Raw genomic sequence first — 21317 nt, 5'->3', positions numbered from 1 at the left:
AAGTCAGTGCTGCAGACCTGACAAAAGCGAATCTGCTCCAGTGTGAAGAGGCGCATGCAGGCATGCAGAACCGCCTGAATCACTTGGAGACGCTATATTCACTGGCTCAGACAGCCGTGGATCTGCACAGGACTATTGCTCGCGCGGGAGCGCTTCGCACCAGCATTGAGACGCTTGAGCGCAGGATAGATGAACACACACGCAGAAAGCGGGAAGGTGAGCAGGCCCGTGATGAGCTAGCATCCGAAATCGAACGTCTGACCAGCCTCAGTCTTAAGAATCTCATCGAACCTGCTTCGGAGATGTTTTCACGAATGCATGCCAATGAAGTTTACGACGGACTGAAAGTGGCAAAGGACAGCAAGCTGAGATGGCGGGCACTGACAGGTGACAAAGCGGATGATGAACTTATTACGCAGGATTATTTCAGTCAGGGGCAGCGGCAGGATCTTGCATTGTCCCTGTATCTTGCCAGAGCAAGGACCCTGGGCGGCACCTTCTTCCTTGACGAGCCTGTCGCTCACCTGGATGATATGAACCGGGTGGCCATGACGGACATTTTCAGGATGCTGACGATGCAGGAGAAGGGACTTGGGTTAGTGCTGACGACGGCAAGCGACCCGCTGAGGCACCACCTGAGACAAAAATTCTCGGTCCTCTCAGGCGATCGTGCATTGCTGAGCATTATCACCATGAACGGTAACCCTCGTCAGGGCGTCTCCTTTGACATTGAGCAGTATTAACACTGAGCGTAAACGTCTGGCCTGTGAGGTGTAGACCAGAATGAATCGCCGCGGGTTTAACAGATACCTCAGGACCCCACAACAGTAGACATTTCCTGTCCTCACGACGAGGCCTGTTCGAAGGCCTCCGGACTGACGCCGCCGAGATGGCTGTGACGCCGGGCCCGGTTGTAGAACACTTCAATGTAATCGAAGATATCCGCCCAGGCCAGATCCCGGGTTTTATATATGCGTTTTCTGATGCGTTCTTTTTTCAGTGAACTGAAGAACGATTCTGCCACCGCATTATCCCGGCAGTTGCCACGCCGGCTCATGCCCGGGGCCAGGTTATTGGCCCTGCAGAAGCGCTGCCAGTCGTCACTGCCGTACTGGCTGCCCTGGTCTGAGTGCACGATGACTTCGCCGTCAAGTTTACGACGCCAGACCGCCATCATCAGCGCATCCAGTGCCAGCTCGCGTGAGAGAGTGGGTTTCATCGACCAGCCAACCACGTTACGTGCGAAGAGATCGATAACCACCGCCAGATACAACCATCCCTGCCAGGTGCGGATATAAGTCATGTCGGTGACCCAGACCTGATTGGCCCGGACAACGGTAAACTGCCGCTGCACGCGATTAGGAGCAACCACTGAAGGTCTGCCGGCGATACGACGTGGCGCTTTATAGCCGCGTACCGCTTTAATCCGGTTCAGTTGCATGATGTGGCCCACCCGGTTTTTACCGCAGGTTTCCTCGATTTCGTTCAGATCGCCATGAACCCGCCGGTAACCGTATACGCCTCCGCTCAGTGAATAGGAGTCACGGATAAGCGTCAGCAGACGCTGGTTATCTTTATCACGCGCCGGGACCGGGTTGTGCTGCCACGCATAAAACCCGGCCCGGGCGACACTGAGGACCTGACACATCGTCATCACACCCCATACAGTGCGATGCTCATTGATAAAGCGGTACTTCAGTCGGGTTCCCTTGCAAAGTACCGCGCGGCCTTTTTCAGGATATCCCGTTCTTCTTCGGTGCGTTTTAGCTGCGCGCGTAGTTTCAGGATTTCGCTTTTGGCTTCCAGTAAATCCCGGGCATGTTGTTCGCTGTTATCAGGCTTGATAGCCCGTAGCCACTTGTAGAGGCTGTGCGCAGAAACACCCAGACGGTCGGATACTTCGGCAACGGAATAACCGCGTTCCGTTATCTGACGGACGGCTTCTTCCTTAAATTCAGGTGTAAATCGTGGTGTGCCCATATGCTCCCCCTGTGCTCCAACTACAGGGCAGGATCGTCTACCTGTGTGGGGTCAGTCCAGTCGTCACGCAGCGCGTGTCGGCAATCGCCATAAAAAGGGGAGTGTATGTCCAATTAAGGGCCAAAGGGGCCAGATGTCCAGATAAACCACATCACCGTACCGTTACCGGCCGTGTCGACATTGCCGTTATTGATCCCAGTGTTTGTAGAGGCTGCACCGTTGGTGAACCCCTCACTCCAACGCAGACGTGAGCAAATGCCATGGCGGGTTACGGTAGTTGACGGCGGGCGTAAAAGATCTTGGGGCACTGCATATGCATTGAGCGACTGATGGAGGGGTGAATGATACACTTCGGTTTGACTGCCTAGTGGTGAGCCCCCTGCTCAAACTGGGGGCGCTTGGCATGCCGTTGGCGCTACCCAGTTCAAACTGGCGAAGCGTATTCAGCAATTTCTGACACGATATTTTTCTGTTCTAGGCAACGGAACCATCAATCATCCAGATACATACCTGAAAAACAGATTTAGCAACTCCGATACCAACAACTCTGATCATGTTCATGTGATGTTACTCCCGGATCAATGGAGTCAGTAAAAGAATGGCACTGACTACCTTAGGAAGGGGCGTCAATCACATCACTATAATCGGATGATTACATTCTCCAATATCAAGGCCTCGGGGAGATTGAATAATTTTATGTGGCAGCAAATAGCATAATACATATTTTTAAGGGGGAGAGGAAAAATTGGAAAAACGTGATCTGTTTAAGAAAACCTTACTTAACTAAATGACAGAGTGCCAGAAAAATATTTTTTACATATTTAATACATTTTCTCTTTATTGTGATAAACAATTGTGTCATTTTCCTGGGACGTGCGGGTAATCAACTCAGACAAGATCGGATGAAGAATATCCAGCTTCCTATAATATCTGCGCCAGACGACCTTTTTACATGTAAAAATTTGATGCGAGCGAATCTGTTGACTCAAATAATTTGACTGGAAGCCTAGTCGATGCGCAGTGGCTCACATTTAGCCGTAGTGGGCTGGTGAGATACAAATAAATCGTTGTTGAGGTATAAATAATTTTGCTTTTTTTAGTTCAATAATAATCGTAAGTTGTCAGTAGCAGAAAAGATGATTAATTATTGCCTGTGTTAGTGAAACCTAATTTATACAGTGATCCGGTATTTTAATTCTGGTGAATAATAAAATTACGGCGGTGATGTTTTTATGGAAATAGTCGTGTTATTGCCATTGTTGGTAATGCTGATACTCGTTTTGCGAAATAAGCATATGATTCTGGCAGGACTGGTGGGCGGACTAACCGCGATGCTGGTTGGTGGCATCGGTTTTTCGCAGGCAAGTAAGATCGTTATGACATCAATTCCCGGGATGACGGGAATTATCACCCCGGTTATCTATTCTGCTGTGGCGTTGGTACTGGCTAAACTCGGTGGTTTTGAAGCGTTGCTCGGTCTGAGTCGCAGAGTGTTTGGCCGAAAGCAATATCTCATTGCGGCGGCGATTGTACTCACTCAGGCGTTAGCAACTTATGCCGCAGGGCTTGGGGCGGGTAATACCATGGTAACCGGGCCTCTTGCGCTGGCGATTGTAGGTGCTGTTCCACAGCTGATAGCGGGCATGGCAATTGTGACTGCCGCGAGCTTTATGACGTCACCTTCAGGGGCCGATGCGGCCGCTATTTCAAAAATTGCCAACATTGAAATTGCAACCTATAGCGATACGATGTTCCCCATTACCGTCTGCTTGTGGACTTTGGGAATGACTATCGCTGCATTCGGCGTCTGGAAAAGCGGAAGCGTCCTGCAGGATGAGGATACGATGTCCGATGTTACGCTGAAAGAACAGTTAATTAAGGTCATGCCTCCCGTATATTTTCTGGTAGTCGTTGTGGCAGGCAAAAACTTGAATGAGTTATTCGATTATTCGCTGTTTAGCCCGATATTTAATATGTTCAGTACGTTGATGCTGGGTTTTGCAGTAACACGTCAGTCTCCCGGTAAGCTGGCTGAAGAACTGGTACAGAACTCTTCTTTCCTGCTAACAAAACTATTCGCAATTGGCATTTTCCTCGGTTTTATCAACATACTGGCGGAAATTGGTACGTTCACCTACATTGCTGAATTTATTAAATCATCACCCGCCTTTGTTACCGTACCCGTGGCTGTATTTATTGCTTTTTGCATCTCGATTCCGGCAGGAGGATACAGCGTGGGGGTCAGTACCCTGGTCATGCCGATTATGGTGGAGTCCGGGCTTTCTATTACACAAATTGGTCTGGCGGCACTTGCTGTAGGTGTGGGCACGCAAATGAGCCCGGTTCAAATCAACGTGGCTTCACTGTCACAGTCATTCAAGCTGGATATTCAGCGAATTGTTAAAATTAATGCACCTTATATGGCTGGCGTTGCGGCGATACTGTGCATCATGGGATTCTTCTTATAAAACATCTTACAAAACTTGCTGTCCCTGGTATCTGAAAAAGAGGAAATACACTATGCAAAAAGTTGAAGTGTTCCGTATTCCAACTGCATCGCCGGATGATGTATCTGGTCTGAAAAATTTGATTGAGAATGGTAGTGTTGATCCACGTGATATTATTGCTGTATTGGGTAAAACTGAAGGTAATGGTTGCGTTAACGACTTTACCCGCGGTTTTGCAACGCAAAGCCTCTCTATCTTCATGGCTGAGCAATTAGATATGTCCGTCAGCGCCGTACAGGAGCGGATCGCATTTGTCATGTCAGGCGGCACGGAAGGCGTAATGTCGCCCCATCTGACGGTGTTTACCCGCAAAGAGGTGGATCAACCCGCAAAGGAAGGTAAACGTCTGGCAGCCGGTATTGCCTTTACCCGGGATTTTCTCCCAGAAGAAATTGGCAGAATGGCGCAGGTGAAAGAAGTCGCTGAAGGGGTGCGTATTGCGATGAAAGATGCTGGCATTACCGATCCGCAGGATGTTCATTTTGTGCAAATCAAGTGTCCTTTACTGACGGCAGATCGTATTGAGGACGCCAGAGTGCGCGGTCAAACCGTTGCTGTTCATGATACGTATAAATCAATGGCCTACTCCAGAGGGGCATCCGCCCTCGGCGTCGCGCTGGCCCTCGGTGAAGTGTCAGAAGATGCGTTGAACGATAAGGTCATTTGTCAGGACTGGACGCTTTATTCCGGTGTGGCGTCTACTTCGGCAGGTGTGGAACTTCTGAAGGATGAAATTATTGTTATCGGAAACGCTGAAAACACGACCAGCGATCTGCGCATCGGGCATGCGGTGATGCAGGATGCTATTGATATCGATGCCCTGTTTGCCGCTATGCGTGAAGCCGGTCTTGAATTTGACGGTCTGCCGCCGCAGGAAGAGCTGGATCGGATCGTAAATGTGTTGGCCAAGGCTGAAGCAAGCTCCACAGGAACGGTGCGGGGAAGAAGAAATACGATGCAGGACGACTCTGATATCAACCATACCCGCTCGGCCCGGGCCGTGGTCAATGCAGCCATTGCCGCAATTACACGTGACCCGCTCGTGTATGTCTCCGGGGGGCTGAGCATCAGGGGCCAGATGGCGGCGGTCCCATTAGCGTAATCGCGAAAGTGTAAGCAGCCTGGCAAGGGGGAACGAGCGGTTAATCACGCTCACTCCTGCGCCAGAACAACCGCGGGGCGGCCCTGCCGGGCAGGGAGCGAGCCGGACTTGGTTTTACGATGAGAGGTGATGCACATGAATAACCACTTTGTCGGAATTGATGAGAAGCCCCCGTTTCTATCTTTGCTGTTAATGGGGATTCAGCACGTGCTGGTGCTGTTCTCAGGTCTGGTAGCCGTACCGTTGGTGGTGGGCATGGCGCTTGGTCTGCCCAGTACGGATATTACTGTTCTGGTCCAGGGCAGCTTGATTGTTAGCGGTACTGGTACGCTGATTCAATGCCTTGGTTTAGGACATCTGGGATCCCGGTTGCCCATTTGCATGGGCTCGGCGTTTGTCTTCATTGCACCCAGTATCACGGTGGGGTCGCAGATGGGGATCCAGGCCGTGTTTGGCGCATCCATGGTGTGCGGGTTTGTCGCCTGGATCCTCAGTTTTTTTATTGGAAGAGTGCAGAAACTGATTCCTCCGCTGGTGACCGGAACTATTGTTTCACTGATTGGTATCAAGCTGCTGCCGCTGGGATTCACCTGGCTTGCTGGTGGGCATAGTGAACTTTATGGCAAGCCGGTATGTTTTCTGATCGGCGGCGTTGTGCTGGTGGCATTACTGGTTGCCAGCCAGTCGCGAAAAGGCTTGTTATCATCGTTTTCCGTCATTATTGCCATTATGCTGGGATATGTTGTATCGGCACTGCTCGGCATTCTTGACCTCCACCACGTGCAGGATGCTTCCTGGGTCTCTTTTCCTGATTTGCTGCATTTTGGTTGGCCGACTTTTTCGTATTCGGCCATTGTCATCATGATGATTGCTCAACTTACCGCCGTACTGGAAAGCATTGGTAATACATACGGTACGGGAGCTGCGGTACGCAGAGAGATCACGCATAAGCATTTGTCTGGCGCAATCTCAGTCGATGGTATCGGCTCGATTGTCGCGCCGCTGCTTAACGGTTTTCCTCTGACCTGTTTTGCCCAGAATATAGGGGTCATCAGTATCACTCGCGTGGCAAGCCGCTATGTGGTTGCCTCAGCGGGTGTGGTTCTGATTGCACTTGGGTTGATTCCCAAATTTTCAGCCCTGGTCGCGGGAATGCCGGCACCGGTGCTCGGTGGAGCGTCTCTGATTATGTTCGGCTCTATCGTCGGGTCAGGCGTCGCCCAGATTAAGGATTCAGGACCGTTCGACCAGCGAGCAGCCATGGTTTTTTCAACCTCTCTCGCACTCGGACTGGGGTTTGGCCTGGCGCCGAAAGACGCTTTTGATGCCTTTTCGCCATCGCTGGCCGTGCTCCTGGAGTCGGGTGTGGCGATTGGTGGAATGGCGGCAATTATATTGAATCTGGTTCTTCCGCGATCACCTGAACCATCCGTTAGCTGAAATCGCGAGGGTTGAAGTTTATTTATTTAATTCATTTTTCGCTTTTATTGAATTGTTCTGCCGTATAAATGATATTTTATGATTCCAGTCTCTGGCAGGTATTTACCTGACCAATGGAAGATGGCCAATTATTTATTTTTACTTGTGGTGGATATAAGGTTGAATCATTATCGGTAATTCTCCGATGGAGGTGAAATATGACATCTTTAACACTGATTCCCGTTACGGTCGGGTATTTGGCCATTGACCGTCTGAACGATGCCGGGAATCAACAAATAAATGTTCACAGCTGCTTTACAAATACGATGAATTTATTGTTGTCTGATGGTGAATTACTGATACTGGCTTCGGAGCACACCGGTTTAAATCATCCTGATACTATTATTGTTAGCGTACCGGCGAACTGGGATTGGCGTTGTACCGGGCGTGCGGGGATTACGTTCGGTGATGGTATATTCAGCAACCCGGTTTGGCAAATGGATATACGCCATGTTAAACGTTGGCAGCAAACAGACTTATATCCATTAATAATGACGGAAACTGAAAGGAAATATACGTTTCTTGCTGAGCAATTAAAAGTGTACAGTCAGAGATATCCGATCAAAAGTGCAATTATGCTGTTGCCCGATAATATGGCTAAACAGGTAAATCGACCATTGCGCGAAGTAAATATCGCCATTGAAGATAATGAGCAGCAGATTAGCCAGCTGGTTGACGGATTAATTGGTTTTGGTTTCGGTCTGACACCCGATGGCGACGATTATCTTCTCGGATATCTCGCAGCCATCTCTTTTTTGCCACAGGACATTATTTCGAGGCATCGACGGGCGCTTACCAGAATTATTATATCGAGGCTGGATCGTACCAATGATATTAGCCAGCATTATCTGAAGCGCGCGACGGAGGGCCATTTTTCTGAAGCGATTTGTCAGCTGCTGACGCACCTATCGGCGCCTTTTTCACCTTCGCCTCTTGCGGCGGCGGCGACAGCTGTCATGCGGTTTGGCGCCTCTTCCGGAGTCGATTGTCTGGCTGGACTACTTCATGGCATACGTGCGTCAACCCGCATTCATTAAGGCATAACACGATGTGTTTTACCGGAGGGATTTTCCCTCTTACGACTAATTGTTGCTGATTTCTTATGGCAATGGCGAATGAACAGGTAGCCTACATGAAAGTACTACACGGTATTTTTAAAAATCTTTATCAGGATTCCGTTTCCCTAATGCAGGTTTCCGCAAGCATCATCAATTTGCCTGGTATTAAGCAGGCATCCGTTGTGATGGGAAGTGAGACCAATCTTATTCAATTAAGAGACGCAAGGCTGGGCGACAATATTGCTGCAGGTCCTAACGATCTTATTATTGCGATTATGGGGGAAGATGAGGCCTGCGAGCAGGCACTGGCACTGGCGAAGGAGAAACTTAACAGTAAGCCGCAGGCTGATACAGAAGCCGGGAGAAGGCTGGTACAGTTTACCAGCTTGGCTATGGCGGCTGAACAGGATCCAGAGGCTAATTTGGCGCTGATCTCCGTTCCCGGCGATTATGCTGCCGCCGAGGCAATCAAAGCTATTGAGCTCGGTATGCATGTCATGCTGTTTAGTGACAATGTGAGTCTCGCCGAGGAAAAAGCGATCAAAACCCTTGCTCGGCAGAAAAATCGGTTGGTGATGGGGCCTGATTGCGGTACGGCGATTGTTAATGGGATCCCGCTGGGGTTTGCTAACGTTGTCCGCAGAGGGGGTATTGGCATTGTTGGTGCTTCCGGCACGGGGTTGCAGGAAGTCACCTGCCGCATTGATCAATTGGGCGGAGGGATTTCCCAGGCGTTAGGGACCGGTGGCCATGATTTACACGAGGAAATTGGTGGTATCAGCATGCTGATGGGGCTGAATGCCCTGGCGGAAGATGATGAGACGCAGGTGATTGTCCTTATTTCCAAACCGCCAGCCTATGACGTTGCGGAAAGGGTTCTCACCCAAGCGCAGAAAGCAGGAAAACCCGTTGTTGTAAACTTTTTAGGTGCTGCACCGCAGAGCGTTACGCGGCCAGGTGTTGTTGCCGCATTAACGCTGGCAGAGGCCGCTGAACTGGCTATGTCGTTTGTTGCGCCAGAGTCCGCTCAGCAGGCGCAGTCATCAGCATGCTGTACTGAAGATGAATTTATTCAAAAGCAAACGCAGATTAACGGCGCCGATAATTCACGTAGATATATACGGGGCGTTTTTGCGGGCGGAACATTTTGTTATGAAAGTCAGTTAATTTGCCAGCGTAATGGTATAACCGCCCATTCTAATACGCCAATAAAAGGAAACTTAGCGCTAAATAATATCTGGCAGAGTGAGGGGCATACCTTAATTGATATGGGGGATGATGATTTCACCCGCGGCCGTCCACACCCCATGATCGACCCGACGCTGCGTAATCAGCGGATTATCGCTGAAATTAACGATCCGCAAACGGCGGTTGTGCTTTTTGATCTTGTTCTTGGCTATGGCGCAGCACCGGAGCCAGCCGAAGAATTACTGAAACTGCTCAATGCTACCAACAGAGCGGCCAGCCCGTTATTAATAGCCCATGTTTGTGGAACACAGAGCGATCCACAACAGCGTAGCGTGCAAATTGGCGCCTTGAGACGCTATGGCGTTCTGGTCGCTGACAGCAACGCTCAGGCTACATGCTGGGCCGCCAGCGCAGTAAATAATCTGGGAAATAAATAAGGAACTGATATGAACTCATTATTTTCTCAGTCACTTAATGTGATTAACGAAGGCCTTGCCAGTTTTGCCGATAATATCAGGCAAGCCGGGGGAGAGGTCACTCCTTTGAACTGGCAGCCGCCCGCTGAAGGGGATCGTTTTACCGGGCTGTCCCTCGCGGGGCTTATTAACCATCCCGTCGTGGAGCGCGCCAATCAGGTGGCAATGGGGCGCTATCTTGACGCTCAGCCGGTATTAGTGGATGTCCTGACCGCGGCTGTGGCGATTCCGGCAATGGCGGAACAAAAATTAATTCTGCATGCCGGTCCCCCTATCGCTTGGGAAGAGATGTGCGGGCCGGTCAAGGGTGCCATTATCGGCGCAATATTGTTTGAAGGCTGGGCGGCAAGTAAAGATGTGGCATCTCGTTTGGTTCTTAATGGCGAAATTGCCCTTGCTCCGTGCCACCATTACGACGCCGTTGGCCCTATGGCCGGCGTTATTAGTCCTTCGATGCCGTTGTGGGTAATCGAAAATAAAACTAACGGCAAGCGTGCCTTCAGTAACTTTAATGAAGGCCTGGGCAAAGTTTTACGCTTTGGGGCGAACAATGAAGAGGTCCTGGAGCGCTTAACATGGATATCGCAGGAATTAGGCCCGGTAATGAAAGCGGCGGTGTGCCAGTTGGGTGAGCTTGAACTAAAACCCATAATGGCTCAGGCGTTGCATATGGGGGATGAGGTACATAACCGTAATGCCGCCGCGACGGGGCTGCTAATTAAGCGTTTATTTCCCGTGCTGCTGAGATGTAACTTACCGAACGTCCAGCTTCAGAAGGTCGTGTCATTTATTTCTGGTAACGATCATTTCTTCCTGAATCTTTCTATGGCGGCAAGTAAGTCGATGATGGATGCCGCCGCTAATGTACCATTCAGCTCGCTAGTGACTGTTATGGCACGAAATGGCGTCAACTTCGGTATCCGGCTCTCGGGCCTTGGTGACCAGTGGTTCCAGGCGCCGGCCAACCCGGTAGAAGGGTTATTTTTCCCTGGCTATAGCGTAGAGGACGCCGCGGCTGATCTGGGAGATAGCGCCATTACTGAAACCGCAGGCGTGGGCGGCTTTGCGATGGCATCTTCCCCGGCCATCGTTAAATTTGTGGGGGGGACCCCCGCTGATGCAACTGAAAATAGCCGACGCATGCAGTTTATTACCGTGGGCTCAAACCCTGCGTTTACTCTACCTGCCCTGAACTTTTCACCGACCGCGGCCGGTATCGACGCGCGTAAAGTTGTCGATCGCAGCATACTACCGATTATCAACACCGGTATCGCCCATAAGGAAGCCGGCGTTGGCCAGATTGGCGCCGGAATCACCACGGCTCCGATGGCCTGCTTTAGTGCAGCGATTCGGGCTCTTGCGCAAAAGCTCACTGAGGAGAATCCCGAATGAGTAAACCTTTAGCCGTTGTGGCCGTGGGCGGAAATGCGCTCATTGCCGATGACAAGCGTAATAGTATTGATGAACAGTATGCGTGTGTCACTGATTCCGTTCGCTATCTTTGCGATATGATCGAGGTCGGTTGGGAAATGTTGTTAACTCATGGCAACGGGCCACAGGTCGGCTTCATTCTGCGTCGTTCTGAAATATCCCGGGAGGAAGTCTCTCCGGTCCCCCTCGACTACGCGGTGGGTGATACGCAGGGAGCGATTGGTTATATGTTCCAGAAAGCGTTCAAAAATGAGCTGCAGCGGCGCGGTATTCACAAACCTATAGTCTCACTAGTGACGCAAACCCTTGTCGATAAAGATGATGCCGCGTTCAGCCACCCCTCAAAACCCATTGGCGCGTTTCTGGATCGCCATACCGCTATGCAGCGCCAGAAAGAGCTGGGCTGGACAATCATGGAGGACTCAGGGCGCGGCTGGAGACGTACCGTTCCATCACCTCAGCCACTGGAAATTATTGAGCTTGAAACCATTGCTCAGTTATTGCGTTACGGTTGTATTGTGATTGCCTGTGGCGGTGGCGGTATTCCCGTTGTTCGCGATCGTGATGGAATGTTGCATGGTGTAGAGGCGGTTGTTGATAAGGATTTAGCCTCAGCCCTGATAGCAGATAAACTCCATGCCGAATTACTGCTGATATCCACTGGGGTTGAACAGGTTGCTGTCAACTTTGGTACGCCCGAGCAGCGGGGGATCAATAGCCTGACTATCGCTGAGGCTCAACAATTGCTCAAAGAAGGGCAATTTGGTGAAGGAAGTATGCAGCCCAAGGTCGAAGCGATTGTTGATTTTGTGTCGCGTAGCCAGTCGAAAGGGAGAAGTGCGAAGGGACTTATTACCAGTCCGAATGCCATTCACGCGGCTTTGCAGCATAAAACCGGCACCTGGATTGGAGAGGAGTAATCCGCTGCGGTAACCCTTAAATCCGCCGCGGCTGCTATCCATGCTGATGACAATCGCGGCGTTAGCAGGAGGGGGGAGAGTTTGCTCCTGCGACAAATCCTTGCAGCCTGGCGTCACGCTATCGGGTGCTGGCTTTTTCCAAACTAAATCCCTTGTGTTATGTTTATAGGTGTCACCATCATCTATGATTTACAGGCGACGATCAGAATCAGAGGTACTGCCGGGATAGCAACACAGGGAGATAGAGATGTTCATTTCTGATGAAGTATTGCGCATAGTTCATCTGGTTGCACACTATCAGAGCATTGCAACGGCCGCTGAACAGCTCAATAAAGTACCTTCGGCGTTAAGCTATACAATAAAAAAGCTGGAAGAAAGCCTCGGCGTGGAGTTATTCGAGCGTAAGGGACGAAACATCGGGCTAACTCCTTCAGGGGAGTACTTTATTCAACACAGTAAACCCATTCTCAACGATATTGATTCTTTATGTCGTAATACCACATTAATCCATACTGGGGTTGAACAAGAATTAACGGTAGCATTTAATAATATTGTGCCTAAAAATATTATTTCAGAATTTATTTCAGAATTTGAAAAAACATTCGACTTTACGCAGTTAACAGTAAACACTGAAGTTTATAACGGCTGCTGGGACGCCATTTATCACAATCGTGCGGATGTGGTTGTTGGCGCCCCTCACTCCGTGCCATCCAGTGATGGAATAATAAGCGAACATGTTGGCTATATGGATTGGGATTTTGTTGTTGGTCCGCAACATTCGCTAGCTACTCACATTCACCCATTAGAAAACAGAGAGTTACGCCAATATACTGCTGTTTGCATCCGGGATACGGCGACGAATTTTATCCCTCTTTATGCCTGGCATCTTGAGGGACAAAAAGCAGTATTTGTACCCGATCTTGAAATCGCTATTTCGCTGATAAAAAGAAATACTGCGATAGGATACCTTCCCCATCATTTAGCCAGGCCGCTACTGAACAATGGTAGATTAATAAAGAAATCTATGCTTGAGCATAAGCACGCGACGCAGTTATTTGTGGCCGCGAAAACGGATGGTTTGGGAGAGGCAGGCCGCTGGTGCCTTGAATACTGGCTGCGTCCGGATATTAAATTCAGGCTGAATGGTTAGGTTCGAATAAAAAGTCTTCCTCATTTTTACCCAGTAAATCTGTTGAACAAGGTATGTTATGATCTTGCTCTGTATCTGTGAACGAAATCTATTTTTACTCCCTGATAAAATTAATTGATAATATTATTAGAGTGCAAATATTTTCTATGCAATTCTTGTGGTTTCTAAGGTATTAGACTGTTATCACGCAAAAATTGCTACAGTTGTATATATGCATTTGTTTGGGTTGTTCAGGGCCAACATAAGAAGCTAGCGATAAAATCATAAAAATTTAGCATATTACTAATATCAAATCATGAGGAGCCGAGCTCATTATGGTTTCATTCTCATTGTATTTTTGATTGTAGTTAATGCCTATTAACGAAGGTGGCGAAAATATTTGCAATATTTAAAGATTCATAGGGATTTTTAGTTTGGTAATTTTTAATTGAAATATCTTATTTATATTATCCTGTAGCTGATGCGCTAGGACGATATAAAGTAATGGTGTTCACCAGAGAACACCATTTGACAAGTAGAGCAATCTATCATTTATACTGGTTAGTTTTTTTTTGCTTATCAGTATTTCTTGTGCTTTTGCTATTTCCCTTATTAGTTCGCTGGTTCCTTTGTTCCTGTTAAGCTGATTTGCATGATGATCGGCGTTAGGGAAGGTGCGAATAAGCGGGGAAATTCTTCTCGGCTGACTCAGTCATTTCATTTCTTCATGTTTGAGCCGATTTTTTCTCCCGTAAATGCCTTGAATCAGCCTATTTAGACCGTTTCTTCGCCATTTAAGGTGTTATCCCCAGTTTTTAGTGAGATCTCTCCCACTGACGTATCATTTGGTCCGCCCGAAACAGGTTGGCCAGCGTGAATAACATCGCCAGTTGGTTATCGTTTTTCAGCAACCCCTTGTATCTGGCTTTCACGAAGCCGAACTGTCGCTTGATGATGCGAAATGGGTGCTCCACCTTGGCCCGGATGCTGGCTTTCATGTATTCGATGTTGATGGCCGTTTTGTTCTTGCGTGGATGCTGTTTCAAGGTTCTTACCTTGCCGGGGCGCTCGGCGATCAGCCAGTCCACATCCACCTCGGCCAGCTCCTCGCGCTGTGGCGCCCCTTGGTAGCCGGCATCGGCTGAGACAAATTGCTCCTCTCCATGCAGCAGATTACCCAGCTGATTGAGGTCATGCTCGTTGGCCGCGGTGGTGACTAGGCTGTGGGTCAGGCCACTCTTGGCATCGACACCAATGTGGGCCTTCATGCCAAAGTGCCACTGATTGCCTTTCTTGGTCTGATGCATCTCCGGATCGCGTTGCTGCTCTTTGTTCTTGGTCGAGCTGGGTGCCTCAATGATGGTGGCATCGACCAAGGTGCCTTGAGTCATCATGACGCCTGCTTCGGCCAGCCAGCGATTGATGGTCTTGAACAATTGGCGGGCCAGTTGATGCTGCTCCAGCAGGTGGCGGAAATTCATGATGGTGGTGCGGTCCGGCAAGGCGCTATCCAGGGATAACCGGGCAAACAGACGCATGGAGGCGATTTCGTACAGAGCATCTTCCATCGCGCCATCGCTCAGGTTGTACCAATGCTGCATGCAGTGAATGCGTAGCATGGTTTCCAGCGGATAAGGTCGCCGGCCATTACCAGCCTTGGGGTAAAACGGCTCGATGACTTCCACCATGTTTTGCCATGGCAGAATCTGCTCCATGCGGGACAAGAAAATCTCTTTTCTGGTCTGACGGCGCTTACTGCTGAATTCACTGTCGGCGAAGGTAAGTTGATGACTCATGATGAACCCTGTTCCATGGCTCCAGATGACAAACATGATCTCATATCAGGGACTTGTTCGCACCTTCCTTAGCTTTATCATATTGATATTTATTTGTGTTTGACATGTTAAATTTCATTTATATTCAATACGGATTTTTATTGTACACTTGAATCAGGCACTGTTGCAAAGTTAGCGATGAGGCAGCCTTTTGTCTTATTCAAAGGCCTTACATTTCAAAAACTCTGCTTACCAGGCGCATTTCGCCCAGGGGATCACCATAATAAAATGCTGAGGCCTGGCCTTTGCGTAATGCACGCATCACCTCAATACCTTTGATGGTGGCGTAAGCCGTCTTCATGGATTTAAATCCCAGCGTGGCGCCGATTATCCGTTTCAGTTTGCCATGATCGCATTCAATCACGTTGTTCCGGTACTTAATCTGTCGGTGTTCAACGTCAGACGGGCACCGGCCTTCGCGTTTGAGCAGAGCAAGCGCGCGACCATAGGCGGGCGCTTTATCCGTGTTGATGAATCGCGGGATCTGCCACTTCTTCACGTTGTTGAGGATTTTACCCAGAAACCGGTATGCAGCTTTGCTGTTACGACGGGAGGAGAGATAAAAATCGACAGTGCGGCCCCGGCTGTCGACGGCCCGGTACAGATACGCCCAGCGGCCATTGACCTTCACGTAGGTTTCATCCATGTGCCACGGGCAAAGATCGGAAGGGTTACGCCAGTACCAGCGCAGCCGTTTTTCCATTTCAGGCGCATAACGCTGAACCCAGCGGTAAATCGTGGAGTGATCGACATTCACTCCGCGTTCAGCCAGCATCTCCTGCAGCTCACGGTAACTGATGCCGTATTTGCAGTACCAGCGTACGGCCCACAGAATGATGTCACGCTGAAAATGCCGGCCTTTGAATGGGTTCATGTGCAGCTCCATCAGCAAAAGGGGATGATAAGTTTATCACCACCGACTATTTGCAACAGTGCCCTTTCAACGACCTTCAAACGGTAACCTTATTCTTACCCATATACCAGGTTAATTTAAATAAATTGATTCTCACTGATATGAATGTATGCGGTTGCTGTTGTTCTAGCATACATATTTTCCTTTATCGCGACAATAGCGTTACTCAGGGTTAAAGTGTTATATCGATGTTCGGATCGAAAAAGTGATTTATACCATTTGAAATCATCAGGCATCTATCATTGATCACATAAAAACACACATAAGTCTGTCTCAGGAGGATTTATTTCATATTCAAAAAACATCTGACTAACCCATCCGCGATGATAAGTTTTATGATTAATGATATGCAGGAACATGTCACCTCGGGTCATCTCACCAGATTGACCGGAGACGAAGTTAAATTTCAGACATTCGCTAAAAGTTTCAATGGTCTGTTCACCTGCCCAATCGATATACCATTGATTAACCCGAGATTGCGCATCAATTAAATCATTAAATACTGGATGTAGAACATCTCGTCGTGTTGAAAAATTATGTTTTTCCCCAAGCAAATGTGCTCTCCAAATAAGGTCAACAACATAGTTATGGTTTAACGTGCCAACCATAGACTTGAAGAGAGTATTGCTTTTCTGATAAATAGCACCTTCGGGAAGTGATTTCATAGCAGTAAATAAAACTTGGTCTGCCCAGTTGCTGTATTTTGCTAAATTTATTGCTGTTTCGACTTTCATCATGATTTTATTCCTCGATTAAACTACTTACATTAAGATGGCTAATCATTAATCAAATTAAATTTATAACACGACTAAAACTATAAACAAACTTTTAGTTTAGGTGCCGCATTCTGCATTGCATTCGCTAATTCTTCTTCGACCACTGGGTGGTTGAAAGGTATTTCTAACATTCTGGAAATAGTGAGTTCTTGCTGATAGGTCCATGCCAGCAAATGAGCGATATTTTCTGCTCTTGGTCCGGACCACTCAGCTCCAAGAAATAGACCAGTTTTAATATCAGCATAAATATGCATCCTTCCACGGTTTTTTAGCATAACTCAGCTGCGTCCTTGATCTGTGAAATCCATTGCTTCCGTGACAATATTTCTTGGTTCCTGATCCACATAACGCTGCCCTACCATGGCGATCTGAGGGTCAGCGGATACGATGCTAATTGGTGCCCGCCTTGGTAAAACTTCGATATCTGGGTAGTGTGCTGCGTTCCGGCCAGCCATTTTCCCTTCATCAGCAGCCTCATGAAGCAACAGGAGAATATTGTTGGCATCTCCTGCGATAAACACAGGCGCGGTACCACATTGTAAGGTCTTAGCATCGAAAACTAGAATACCCAGCTTATTAAGCTGTAAGGTGGTGTTTTCGAGATTCAGTGAGTCCACATTGGATTTTCTCCCTGTACATGCGAGTACATAGTTGAATCGTCCTGTCACGACAGAACCATCGAGTTCGGTGAAAACAATTACGGCCTCGTTGTCATCAAGCTTCATCTCATGAATGGTTGCATCTGGATGAAGGTAGAACTCCTCGCCAAGGTCAAACTTAACTTGTTCGACAACCATCGGATCAGTTAACAGACCGACAGCTTCCTGTACATCAAATACACGAACCTGTACTCCTAAACGAGCAAATGCCTGTCCTACTTCAAGCCCAATCACTCCAGGACCAAATACGGCAATACGATGCGGCAAGTCTTCCCAGTTGAATACGTCGTCATTTACAACCAGACGATCTCCGAAAACAAGTAATGCCGGTGGAATGTAAGGGCCTGACCCCGTTGCGATGACGACGGAATGGGCTTGGACGGTAGCATAATCACCAATAGCCAGCACTGTATCATCGATAAAACACGCATATCCGGTATATCTGTCTTGTGCAGGAATACTTGCAGCTCGGCCTAGTACTCGGCCGACAAAACGATCACGTTCAGACCAAACCCGCGCCATGACCTCCCGTCCATTAATACGAATTTCACCCTCGATATGAATACCGAATGGTGTGGTATAACAAACTTCGTATGCCGCTTCTGGGGCGGAAATCAATAGCTTGGAAGGCATGTATCCAACACGTGCACAGGTAGTGCCCCCAACTCCGCCCTCAATAATTACGACGCGCTTTCTGGCCTCACGTGCTGCTCTTTAGGATGCAAGCCCGACAGTCCCTGCGCCAATGACTGCAACATCAGTTTCAACCTTCTCCAGTTGCCCATGTTCTTTGATATCAGCAGTCTTGATATTGTTGTTTATATAGCGATGATTACTCATCATCATTTTTCAAACAATTGATTTTTAATGTAAACATGTATGCTATTGATCGGCAAGATATGCTCTCCAGCCTCCGTAGTGAGTAATGTCGGTTGCATGTTCAATAGCGTAAGGTTCGCATACAAAACCTTTGGCCTGGCTGCCGTCTTCCAGTGTCAGAGTGCCTATTCCCAGGGGGGGAGGTATCTCGGCAACAAAATAGCCAAATGCAGTTGCTGACAGTTCCCAGATCTCGACTTCGATATACCCTGCAGCATTCCTGTCGCGGAGCAAACCGGGTTTTGGAGGATTGGAATCATTAATGGCATACAGCGCATAACCGGCGGATGTTTTCGTTGTCGCATGCAGGGTTCCACCGCGGCCGGTCAGCTGGTGATTCAGTGGCTGACCAGACAAATGAGCTCCCACAACAGCGATACGGATAGCGCTTTCCTGTAATGCCTCCCACGGAGATTCCTCCCGGTCCCTGGCCATAAATGCTTTACCCAGGCTCGCGATCGTACCATCTTCGAATGCCTGGCCGATGAAAGTAATACCGAACGGTAGCCCATCTGGACGAAAGCCAGCCGGAACGGCTATTGCTGAGAGATCCATTAAATTCACGAAATTCGTGTAGAAGCCCAGATTGCTGTTCAAGCACACGGGATCGGTTAACATATCTTCAACGGTATAAATCGTCGGAGCTGTGGGTAGCAACATCACATCGATCTGCTGCCAAAGAGCCTGTGTGCGCCGGTTCAGCTCGCTGAGACGGTAGCTGCCCCGGAATGCGTCAGCCGCGCTCATGTCCTGGGCCGACAGGATTATGTCCCGCACTACCGGGTGGATCGCACCAGGGTGTTCGTCAGTAAAACTTTGGATGGCCGCAAGCCGCTCGGCCACCCAAGGGCCGCTATAGAGCAGTTCAGCCGTTTCCTGGAATGGAGTATAGTCGAAACGTACACATTGCCCCCCCATCTTTTCCAGCTTACGAATAGCCTCCTCGAAGAGCCCCTCAGCTTGCATGTCATCAAAAAACTTGAGTTGTGATGCGGACGGCACTCCAAAGGTAAAGCGTGCTGGCCACTTCCTTTCGGTCCAGGTGGATGACTGAACCTGCCGTGAGAATGAGTCAGCCGCATCGTAGGCGGAAGCGATACGTGCAACAGTCAGCGCATCATCTACACTGTGCGCAAATATGGATATGCAATCCAGACTTCTCGCAGCAGGGACGAGTCCTCTGGTTGATATGGTACCTTTTGTCGGTTTGATACCTACCAAATTATTGAAGGCAGCCGGTACCCGGCCAGATCCTGCCGTGTCAGTGCCAAGTGAAAATGGTACAAAACCACTGCCCACTGCTACCGCGGACCCGCTACTGGAGCCACCCGATATGTAGCGCTCATCAAACACACAAGTTGGGATCCCATAAGGCGACCGAGTCCCATTAAGCCCAGTAGCAAACTGATCCAGATTAGTCTTTCCTATAGGAATAGCACCAGCAGCAATCAACTGTTCTACGACAAAGGCATGGCTCTGAGGCATATAGGAGAACTCAGGGCAACCCGCCGTTGTAGGCAGCCCAAAAACGTCAATGTTATCCTTCACTCCGAATGGGATGCCAAACAACGGAAGCTCCTCACCTCTGGCTTTTCGGGCCATAGCTTGTTCTAGCATGTCGAGGGCCACATTTAGTGGAAGCAGACTAATCCATACAGGATGTGTTCCAGCGATATCAATGCGGTGGTAAATTTCGCGCAGAACATCTTTTGGATCAGAACAATATGCATATGCATGTTTGAATGATGCCAGATTAAGTGGAGCCTGCTGTTCGAGTACGGTAGATGTCATTAAAGAATGTGTAATTGTCAAATTCATATTGCAGTTATATCCAACGTTATAGTCTAGAAAAGGTGATTGTTGGTATTTAGCTCGTTTCTTTTCACACTGCTTTGGTGTGTACCACATGGCTTGTTAACATCTCGGTTAACTGCTGACGCACGTCGTTAAACTCCGGCGCAGTAATGCAACGAGGTCTGTCGAGTGGCACACAAAAATCTGTTTCTACCCGTCCAGGACCGGCCGTCATTACCACCACGCGATCAGCCAGCAAGACAGCCTCCTCTACAGCATGAGTAACAAATACCACGGTAAGTCGGGTCCGTTCCCAAATTTCAAGTAGTTCCTGCTGCAGGGCGTCCCGGGTTAACGCATCAAGGGCACCAAAGGGTTCGTCCATAAGCAAGACCTCGCAATCATTGGCTAATGCCCGTGCAATGGAAACTCGTTGTTTCATGCCGCCGGAGAGTTGGCCTGGAAAGTGATCTGCAAATTTTGTGAGACCGACCATATTCAAATAACGATCGGTAATCTCACGTAGCATGGCTTTGGATAGTCCACGCTGCTTAGGGCCGAAAGCAATGTTTTGCCGCACTGTCAACCAGGGGAATAATCCATAATCCTGGAAAACCATACCCCGCTCTGATGCAGGTTCGGTAATCGGGGTGCGATACATACGCGCCATACCTGAGGATACGGATTCGAATCCCCCCATAATGCGTAACAGTGTGGACTTGCCGCAACCCGAGGCGCCAATCAAACAGATGAACTCTCCCTTCCAAATCTGCAGATTCACGTCTTTCAGAGCATGAATAGGACGACCATTCAGGCTGAAGACTTTGCTTACACCTGCGATATCGAGGATGGGCATCCCTTTTTGAGAAGGGGTGGCAAAGGCTGTGATAGTGTCAGGCATTGTGTTGTGGACTCCATTTGAGTAAACGATTATTGAGTGTTACCAAAAGGCGATCGGTGATAAAACCTGTGAGACCGATGACTACCATACCCGCGATAACCACATCGGTGCGTGAAAGCATCCGGCCATCCATAATGGCCGCACCCAGTCCTTCAGGTACTCCGGTCATTTCTCCAACAACAATCAAGAACCAGGCGATAGCATGCCCCATGCGTAATCCATTGAAAATTGATGGCATTGCTGCAGGCAATACAACCTGACGGAACATAGATGGTCCTTTACATCCCAAC

The 21317-nt window shown here is 48.9% G+C and carries 15 protein-coding genes and 2 pseudogenes; 9 read left to right on the top strand and 8 right to left on the bottom strand.

Features of this window, described 5'->3' with window-relative positions:
* Nucleotides 1–62: 62 nt before the first annotated feature.
* On the top strand, nucleotides 63–743 hold the full coding sequence (locus CDA56_RS29840; protein ID WP_228276624.1) for a hypothetical protein: 681 nt from the start codon (nucleotides 63–65) through the stop codon (nucleotides 741–743).
* Nucleotides 744–844: 101 nt separating this feature from the next.
* Here CDA56_RS29840 and CDA56_RS29835 read toward each other — a convergent pair.
* Nucleotides 845–1980 (bottom strand): IS3 family transposase gene (locus CDA56_RS29835; RefSeq protein ID WP_104011511.1). Its coding sequence is split into 2 segments (ribosomal slippage): nucleotides 845–1734 and nucleotides 1734–1980, totalling 1137 coding nucleotides; the frame shifts between segments, so codons are not numbered across the junction.
* A 1232-nt stretch (nucleotides 1981–3212) separates the two neighbouring features.
* On the opposite strand from CDA56_RS29835, the gene CDA56_RS29830 reads away from it, so the two are divergent.
* The 8 genes and pseudogenes from CDA56_RS29830 (at nucleotide 3213) to CDA56_RS29795 (ending at nucleotide 13291) form a co-directional block, all read left to right on the top strand.
* Entirely contained in the window at nucleotides 3213–4448 is a 1236-nt protein-coding gene (locus CDA56_RS29830; protein ID WP_001549948.1) for a hypothetical protein, read from the top strand.
* Between the two features lie 52 nt (nucleotides 4449–4500).
* A pseudogene (atzD, locus tag CDA56_RS29825) lies at nucleotides 4501–5603 on the top strand (cyanuric acid amidohydrolase).
* A 121-nt stretch (nucleotides 5604–5724) separates the two neighbouring features.
* Complete coding sequence (locus CDA56_RS29820) at nucleotides 5725–7029, top strand: uracil-xanthine permease family protein (protein ID WP_001549946.1); 1305 nt, start codon at nucleotides 5725–5727, stop codon at nucleotides 7027–7029.
* Between the two features lie 197 nt (nucleotides 7030–7226).
* A complete protein-coding gene (locus tag CDA56_RS31040; protein ID WP_044257108.1) occupies nucleotides 7227–8105 on the top strand; it encodes an oxamate carbamoyltransferase subunit AllH family protein in 879 nt (292 codons plus the stop codon).
* Between the two features lie 95 nt (nucleotides 8106–8200).
* Complete coding sequence (gene fdrA, locus CDA56_RS29810; RefSeq protein WP_024194858.1) at nucleotides 8201–9751, top strand: acyl-CoA synthetase FdrA; 1551 nt, start codon at nucleotides 8201–8203, stop codon at nucleotides 9749–9751.
* Nucleotides 9752–9760: 9 nt separating this feature from the next.
* A complete protein-coding gene (locus CDA56_RS29805) occupies nucleotides 9761–11182 on the top strand; it encodes a YlbE family protein (protein WP_001549942.1) in 1422 nt (473 codons plus the stop codon).
* Nucleotides 11179–12141 (top strand): carbamate kinase, encoded by a 963-nt coding sequence (locus tag CDA56_RS29800; RefSeq protein ID WP_001549941.1) that lies wholly within the window; start codon nucleotides 11179–11181, stop codon nucleotides 12139–12141. The genes CDA56_RS29805 and CDA56_RS29800 overlap by 4 nt, the downstream gene beginning before the upstream one ends.
* Before the next feature lie 247 nt (nucleotides 12142–12388).
* Nucleotides 12389–13291 carry a LysR substrate-binding domain-containing protein gene (locus CDA56_RS29795; RefSeq protein ID WP_001549940.1) on the top strand — a complete coding sequence of 301 codons (903 nt, stop codon included), beginning with the start codon at nucleotides 12389–12391 and terminating at the stop codon, nucleotides 13289–13291.
* Nucleotides 13292–14085: 794 nt separating this feature from the next.
* Here the strand turns inward: CDA56_RS29795 and CDA56_RS29790 are convergent.
* From CDA56_RS29790 to CDA56_RS29745, 7 genes and pseudogenes are all read right to left on the bottom strand, one after another.
* Nucleotides 14086–15066, bottom strand: a complete 981-nt coding sequence (locus CDA56_RS29790) for an IS5-like element IS5 family transposase (protein ID WP_000019402.1) — start codon at nucleotides 15064–15066, stop codon at nucleotides 14086–14088.
* 208 nt (nucleotides 15067–15274) lie between these two features.
* Nucleotides 15275–15979, bottom strand: a complete 705-nt coding sequence (locus tag CDA56_RS29775; protein WP_001067855.1) for an IS6-like element IS26 family transposase — start codon at nucleotides 15977–15979, stop codon at nucleotides 15275–15277.
* A gap of 278 nt (nucleotides 15980–16257) precedes the next feature.
* Nucleotides 16258–16755: a DinB family protein gene (locus CDA56_RS29765; RefSeq protein WP_044257530.1), complete on the bottom strand. Its 498-nt coding sequence runs from the start codon at nucleotides 16753–16755 to the stop codon at nucleotides 16258–16260.
* A 77-nt stretch (nucleotides 16756–16832) separates the two neighbouring features.
* Nucleotides 16833–18230: pseudogene (locus CDA56_RS29760) on the bottom strand (dihydrolipoyl dehydrogenase).
* Nucleotides 18231–18335: 105 nt separating this feature from the next.
* Nucleotides 18336–20123 carry an allophanate hydrolase gene (atzF, locus tag CDA56_RS29755; RefSeq protein WP_044257532.1) on the bottom strand — a complete coding sequence of 596 codons (1788 nt, stop codon included), beginning with the start codon at nucleotides 20121–20123 and terminating at the stop codon, nucleotides 18336–18338.
* Nucleotides 20124–20214: 91 nt separating this feature from the next.
* A complete protein-coding gene (locus CDA56_RS29750; protein WP_032489966.1) occupies nucleotides 20215–21027 on the bottom strand; it encodes an ABC transporter ATP-binding protein in 813 nt (270 codons plus the stop codon).
* Nucleotides 21020–21317: ABC transporter permease (locus CDA56_RS29745; protein WP_139536120.1), on the bottom strand; the 298-nt coding region annotated here is incomplete at its 5' end. The genes CDA56_RS29745 and CDA56_RS29750, both read right to left, overlap by 8 nt.

Origin of the sequence: Klebsiella michiganensis, assembly GCF_002925905.1 — a bacterium.
GTDB classification, from domain to species: domain Bacteria; phylum Pseudomonadota; class Gammaproteobacteria; order Enterobacterales; family Enterobacteriaceae; genus Klebsiella; species Klebsiella michiganensis.
Note: the sequence above shows the minus strand (reverse complement) of the source record. Positions and strands in the feature narration are given on the sequence as shown.